This window comes from Nostoc sp. LPT (assembly GCF_017115165.1).
GTDB lineage: Bacteria > Cyanobacteriota > Cyanobacteriia > Cyanobacteriales > Nostocaceae > Nostoc.
In genome coordinates this window covers 1-6,376 of sequence record NZ_JABXKF010000109.1, presented here as the reverse complement: position 1 = coordinate 6,376, position 6,376 = coordinate 1, and the positions used below count along the sequence as shown (strand labels likewise).

The following is a 6,376-nucleotide window of genomic DNA, read 5'->3' as shown; positions in this document are numbered from 1 at the left end:
ACAAGGTCAAGATTACAGGATTTCCGCTCTTCTCTAGTAAGTTTTGCCACGCTAGATTTAAACTTGGGCGATCGCCGCGTCTTGGGATCTCTAAGCGAGGTGCTTGCCGTTTTGAATTTTCTAGCCCAATACCGGGGAGTTGGGTTCCAATACTTGTAATCCAACAACGTCCGCCTCCATTCAGGAAATATCCTCGAACTGAGAAAGGTAAATACGCATCGAAGTCTGTGAACCCGTTAGAGTTGCGTCGGGCAAAGTATTCAAGATACTGAGTCCAACTTGTGACAAGCATGGGTTTAAAGAGTTCGGCCCCACCTCGTATATCTTCAGTAAAGCCGATAAATCCTGCGATCGAAGTACTGACGCCTTCAATCGGACGACTGCCGCGATCAACTTCTTCAACATAAACACCTGGTGCAAAGTAGTCTAGTCTAGCCATGTTAAGTGCTTCTTGATTTGTTAGATAATCGATTGATATAGAAATCTAGTAGGCGGGCATAAGTAATATCTCTTTGGGGATACATGATTTTCCGTCTACAAAAACATTGCAAGTCTTAAACTGATAGCCAAATCGTTTAAGGTGTAAAATGTAGTTTCCAGAGGTCAAATTATCAAAGTAAAAATACCCCTCCTCATTGCTAGTTACTGATTTTTCAGTTCCTTCAAGTATGATTTTCACTCGTTTTAATGGCTTTGAGTTCAGAGTATTTTTGACAATACCAGCAATGGCAACTCGCTGAATTTTAGAGCCGCTCGTGCTGATAGCTGGAGTTGAATTATTGACCCCAAAATGTCGTTCAGTAACCAAAGGCACCGTTGTTTTTCTCCATACATTAAAGGGAACAGTTACTGTCAAATAAATAGCAGGTCGTATGGGAATAGAAAGAGAATTCCATAAACTTACTGCATCAAGGGGCGGGTCGTTAGTGACTGAGAATGATAAGTTGCCGTGACCACGAAGGTCAGGAGTTAGAAACTCCTCCCGCAAGACTCTACTGCGCATTAACAGCAGTAGAGTTTCAGACAGAAGATGAAGCTCTCCTAATACAGTGCGATCGCGGGCTGTAATCACAATGGAGATATCGAACCAACTGGGTGCTCTACATACTTCTGCAACCTGTCGTGAATCATCAAAATAGCGTTCCACGTGCCTGCCATTATTTGGCATTTTTTTACTAATTCGAACATCATACAAATAGAGATTAAGTGATAGCTCTCTATTACTATTTTCTAAGCTTCCAGGGTGACTAAAGTTTATTTGTTCAGTGCTAGTGAGAACAGATCCGTTAGTCAACATTTCAGCAAGGGTTTGAAGAACCGAATTCAGCATAAGCAGAAATCTAATTCGTTTCTATATACTCAGATTCAGCGATATCCTAATCAATGCAATCAGACTTATGTACTAATTTAAATTTAGAAGTTATAGTTAATCTTTTTCAAATATAACAATCAAAGCTCATTTATACATAGACCTTTATTTCATGATAGAATTAATTTTCCAAATCATTTAATTACAAATAGGTCAACTTTATTTGACAATGAAAATTAAGTATGAACTTTTTCCAGTAGTCAACTTAAAAAAGTACAATATTGCCAAGACCTTTTCAAATTAAGAAAAAGTATGTGGGGAATGGCACTAAGAAAAGCTCTAAGCTATAACAAATAAAGATTTCAAGCTTTAACCCATTGAGCAGTGGGCGGAGAATCGCTCAGGCGATGTCTACCATGTGCTGCGTCTACGCTTCTTGCAGCAGTGCTATGGGGCGTAAATTTAAAGGTACACATGGATGCAGCGATGGTGCGTGGCTTGTCCAAAAATTTTTTAGGTAGAAAAAGCTTATTCGTTCGTGAAATACTTTCTTTAATACGAATAAATACTCCGCAAAGGACAAATTTCAGCCATCAAAAAAGATGACATTTTAGGTCAAGTCGAATTCGTGTTGAACTCGCTAATTTTACTTTATCATCTGTAGCCTTAGTTTGAGAGAATCGGTATTAGTCGCCTTCTGAAGCGGTTTTGGTGTATCAACTTGGAGCAAAAACGCACGTTTGACTGATTGACCTTGTTCGGTTTCAGCCGTGAGGACAATTTGAGAGAGACTTGTGGTCGCTTTCAATGTCCTAGAACCGCTAGCTGGGACATCACCTAAAGGTTCGAGTTTAACCTTAGCACCATCCCCCTGTACCTTCCAGTTGAGAGTCACAACTTGTCCAACTTTCAAGAACATTGAGGGATTCGCCTCTGAACTTTGATTATTGAGCGTAAAGTCCATAATTTTAAGGGGTGTTGCCTTTAACTGGACTTGAATTGCTTTAGAGGGTGGCGATTGTTTTTGACTTCCACTAGACACAGGTTGAAGGCTAATCGCATAATTGCCTGGTTTAGCTGAAAGCCCTATATCCACGTTGGAACAACTCAATGTCTCGTTGACTGGAGGTTGACATTGCTTCGTTAGTTCTGGAGGAATTTGTTTTTGAAAATCATAAGTCTTGAGGAGCGTTGGTTTATCCTCTTTGAGTTGACCCATAACCTGAAGCTGACCAAGTTGGCTAAAATTTTTGATATTCCAACTAAGGGTTAAGGGTTTCCCTTTTTCGAGTTCAGACTGGCGTGCTACAATGATCACCACTTGCGGCAGTGGCTTAGGTTGAATTACGACATTCAGTTTCTGCAGAATAGGGTTTTCTGCTGATTTTGCCTTAATTTGAAGTTGGAAGGTGTATTTGCCCGCCAGTCGGGCACCTGTATCGACATTGGTGCAGGTTAAATTGCGATCGCGAATTTGGCAATAACGGTTCAGTTCTTTCGGTAAGCCTTGACGAAAGTCATAAACTTGGGGACTGCTTGCAGTTTGATCTTTGGTTGAAGAAATCACCAGCTGATCGAGCCGATCTGAATTCGAGATCGTCCAGTTTAAGCGTACCCTGCCTCCCTCCGTATAAATAGCGCTATCCGGTTTGAATTCTGCCAGGATTGGCTCTGGAGTGGCTTTAAAGAAAACAAACCAAATCAAAAAGCCTAGTCCCGACAATGCACCAACCCCTGCCAGCAGCAACAGCAGAAATTGCCACCAAGGGCGTGCTTTCCAGACTAACAACCCTATCGGTAACTTTTCTGGCGTCGGTAATGCTTGAATATCTTGAAGATTGACTTGAAACGGTAGCTCTAAGCCATACCCAAAGAGGGGACGTCGCCATTTCTGTTTGGGATAAATGGTTAGACTAATCGTTGCTGTTTCGCCAATCAACAAATTGACAGAAGATGGATTGCAAACATAGTTGCACAACTCCGTTTCATCTCGGCTACTAGCACTTATGGCCAATTCTCGAATTGAATTTCCGTGATTTGTCAGTGTGAGTCGATACTGGCCTGGACTGTGACTGACTTTTCCAAGAATAGTCTCCAGTTCAACACTCAGGTGAAATTTTGGCTTTACCTCTAAATACACCAGATCCAAAAAGACCTGCTCTGGGGCATTATCAGAAATGATCTGTAGAGTCGGTAAATAATGACCAGCAGGCATATTTATTGGATAATGGAACTCAATGATGATTTCGCCTTGACCTCCAGGATTAAGCTCCAAACCATCGGTACTGGAAACGACACCTAACTCACTCAGTTCGTTAGAAGGATATTGAATCGTAAACCACGTTTTATCCAAGTCAAGACAATGGAGCCGAAACCGATCCACGCGACTGGAGTGGTTGTTCACAATTACTGATAGCCTCTGGTGCTGGTTGGGCTGAACTAGTAAGGGCTGAACAGGACTAGTTGCTGGGCTAAGTGAAAAGGTAAGCTTTTGTGAGCGTATAACAGTCTGCTCTTTGACTAGAACTTCAAGACTGGCTGGGTAATGAATCGGAGTATCTTCTGGATAATGCTCTGGGGCATCTACTACTACTGTGTAGGGATAACTTCCTGGTAGAGCGTCTGAGGGAATCTCAAAGAGCAGGCTGACTTCACAAGCCTGTTGGGAGTCGAGGGCTACCCGCTTTTTCGCAGATGGACACCATGACAGCAGGGTCTGAGTCATAGGATCGACAAACAGATCAATTACGGCTCCCTGCTCGCCTTGATTAATCAGACTGATGTGAAGGGTAATGCTCTCCCCTGGGAAACCCTCTAGACGGGTGGGAGGATTCAGCATAACTTTGAGTGGTGTTATAAGATTCAACATCTCTACAGCATCTTCAGTAAAGGACTATGGCGTTGCCCAAATGTAATGGTAGTTGCACAAAAAAAAATAAAATTTCCAGAATGCAGCTTTACCGAAATTAGAAAAAATGGTTGTCGTTGTGGTAAATTCGGCTTTTGGATTCAACAAGCGTGGTTTTTTTCCAACTAATTCCTGTCGTATCAAACAAGTCATAATAGCTTCCGTTTGGACTTGTAAGTTACATCATATTTAAATGCTAATTTATACTCAAGTTCGCCAAGCTCCCAACTATCTTCCGTTTGCAGCCAACTTAATATTTCTTTTTGCTGTTTAACATTCAGATAGTTCTTTCTTCCTTTATTTTAAAAAGGATTATAGAGTAAACTAAAATACAGACCGTTTTCTTGTAATGTTCTCTCATTTGATGAGTTAACAGATACTAAAGGAATACCCCAGTCAAGACGAACGGTGAAGCGATCGCCCTGTGACCAACGCAACCCCAGACCAATAGCAGCTAGAGTATTAGGGTCAGGATTCTCTCTACCAGAACTATTCCAGCCAACACCAAAATCTACAAACGGGACAACCTGTAACGTGCTATTTATCTGGGGTAAGCGCAGAATTGGTACTTGAACTTCCGCAGAAACAAAAGCGCCATTATCTGTGAGCAAATAATCTTGACGGTAGCCTCGAATGCTATCCTGCCCACCTAAGCCAAATTGCTCTATAGGCAGAAGTGTTCTAGATGCAAGTTGCGTATTTACACGTAATAACAATAAGGTTTCAGGAGCTAAAAGGCGTGCCCACTGCCCTTGCCCTTGCCAAGCAAAAAAACGGCTATCAGGAGCATCCTGATTAACCGTGGCATTCAACACATCTATGCCCAAACTGAATTGAGAGCGTAGGGCTATGACTTCACGGCTGTTACGATTCGTCCATTCTTGAAAAAATCGCAAGGCAGATACCTTAGTGCGCCCCTCTTCATCAGCACCAGGCGAAAGTTCAGAGGCGGGATTCCCTATTCTTTGTAGCAACGATGAGATATCACTTTCGCGTCGGGAAGCTGTTAAGCCAAGAGCGAATTCTTGTGTGGGAGTTTGGACTATAGGCTGGCGGAATGTCAATTCGTAGTAGCGAGATGTCGATTCGATATCTAAAAAAGCGAAATCATGCTCAATAACATTACTCGACGTAACACCATAGTTTAAGCTAAGAGTTCCATTGCGGGGATTGAGAGGCAATGTATAGCTGGCATCAAAGGAGTTACTACCATCGGTATTAGTGTAGCCTACACTCAGACCATCTCCCAATCCGAGTAAGTTGGCTTCATTCAATCGTAATCCGCGTCGGAAACTGCCAACACTAGGCGATCGCCCATTATCAAGAATTATTTGGCTACTAAAGGTTTTTGCCTCACTGACTTTAATTTCCAAAAGACTCGTACCCGTCCCCGATCCTGCTGAGAGTTCAGCAGTCACATTTTGAATCAAAGGATTAAGTTGCAAAAGTTGCAGTGCTTCTAATAGACGCTGGCGATTCAGAGGTGGTGATGTCGCGATTGCTAGTCGGCTGCGAACATAATTTGGATTCAACCGCCGAGTTCCAGTTATCTGGATATCTGCTAATTTACCTTCGACCACCTGAATTTTGATAACACCGGATTGGATTCTTTGAGGTGGAATATAGGCACCAGAAGTAATGTAACCATTTTTGACGTATAAATCAGTGATTTTAGAACGTGCTTGATAGACTTCAGACAATGAGATCGGTCGTTTAGTAAATTCAGCAGTGGCGAGGGCTAACTCTTGGGCACTGAAAACTGTGCTACCAACAACTTCAAACCGATCAACAACAATAGTTTGAGGAAAGTTGCCAGGGGGTGGTTCATCAGGTGTGGGAGTTGGGGCAGAGGGTGGCAATATTTCTGCTGGTGGGGGGAGTGGCTGTGGCAGTTCAGGCGAGGGAAGTGGCGAAGGGGTCGGTGGTTTAACATCCTGTGGTGGTGGGAATTTTTGCGACAGGATGAAATTACTACTTGGTAATTGTGTAGTATCAACAGCCTGAGATTTCAGTGGACTTAAAGATATACTGCTGAGTTGTATAAGCATACTCAGAGGTAAATAGCACACTATAAGATTTTTAGGGTATTTATCAATCATCGCACCCCTAGCTATCTAATTGGTATACAAAGCAGGTAAGCTGAAAACTTGCATCTAGCA

The 6,376-nt window shown here is 42.4% G+C and carries 3 protein-coding genes and 2 pseudogenes; all 5 read right to left on the bottom strand.

Annotated features, from left to right (window positions below; genetic code table 11):
- Positions 1-439, bottom strand: a pseudogene (locus HWQ58_RS21130) (phage tail sheath family protein); the annotation flags it as partial.
- A 45-nt stretch (positions 440-484) separates the two neighbouring features.
- Positions 485-1,330: a Pvc16 family protein gene (locus HWQ58_RS21125; protein WP_292866798.1), complete on the bottom strand. Its 846-nt coding sequence runs from the start codon at positions 1,328-1,330 to the stop codon at positions 485-487.
- A gap of 625 nt (positions 1,331-1,955) precedes the next feature.
- Positions 1,956-4,148 carry a hypothetical protein gene (locus HWQ58_RS21120; protein ID WP_292866796.1) on the bottom strand — a complete coding sequence of 731 codons (2,193 nt, stop codon included), beginning with the start codon at positions 4,146-4,148 and terminating at the stop codon, positions 1,956-1,958.
- 156 nt (positions 4,149-4,304) lie between these two features.
- Positions 4,305-4,516 (bottom strand): annotated as a pseudogene (locus HWQ58_RS21115) (winged helix-turn-helix domain-containing protein); the annotation flags it as partial.
- Between the two features lie 3 nt (positions 4,517-4,519).
- Positions 4,520-6,316, bottom strand: a complete 1,797-nt coding sequence (locus HWQ58_RS21110; protein WP_292866795.1) for a ShlB/FhaC/HecB family hemolysin secretion/activation protein — start codon at positions 6,314-6,316, stop codon at positions 4,520-4,522.
- Positions 6,317-6,376: the final 60 nt, after the last annotated feature.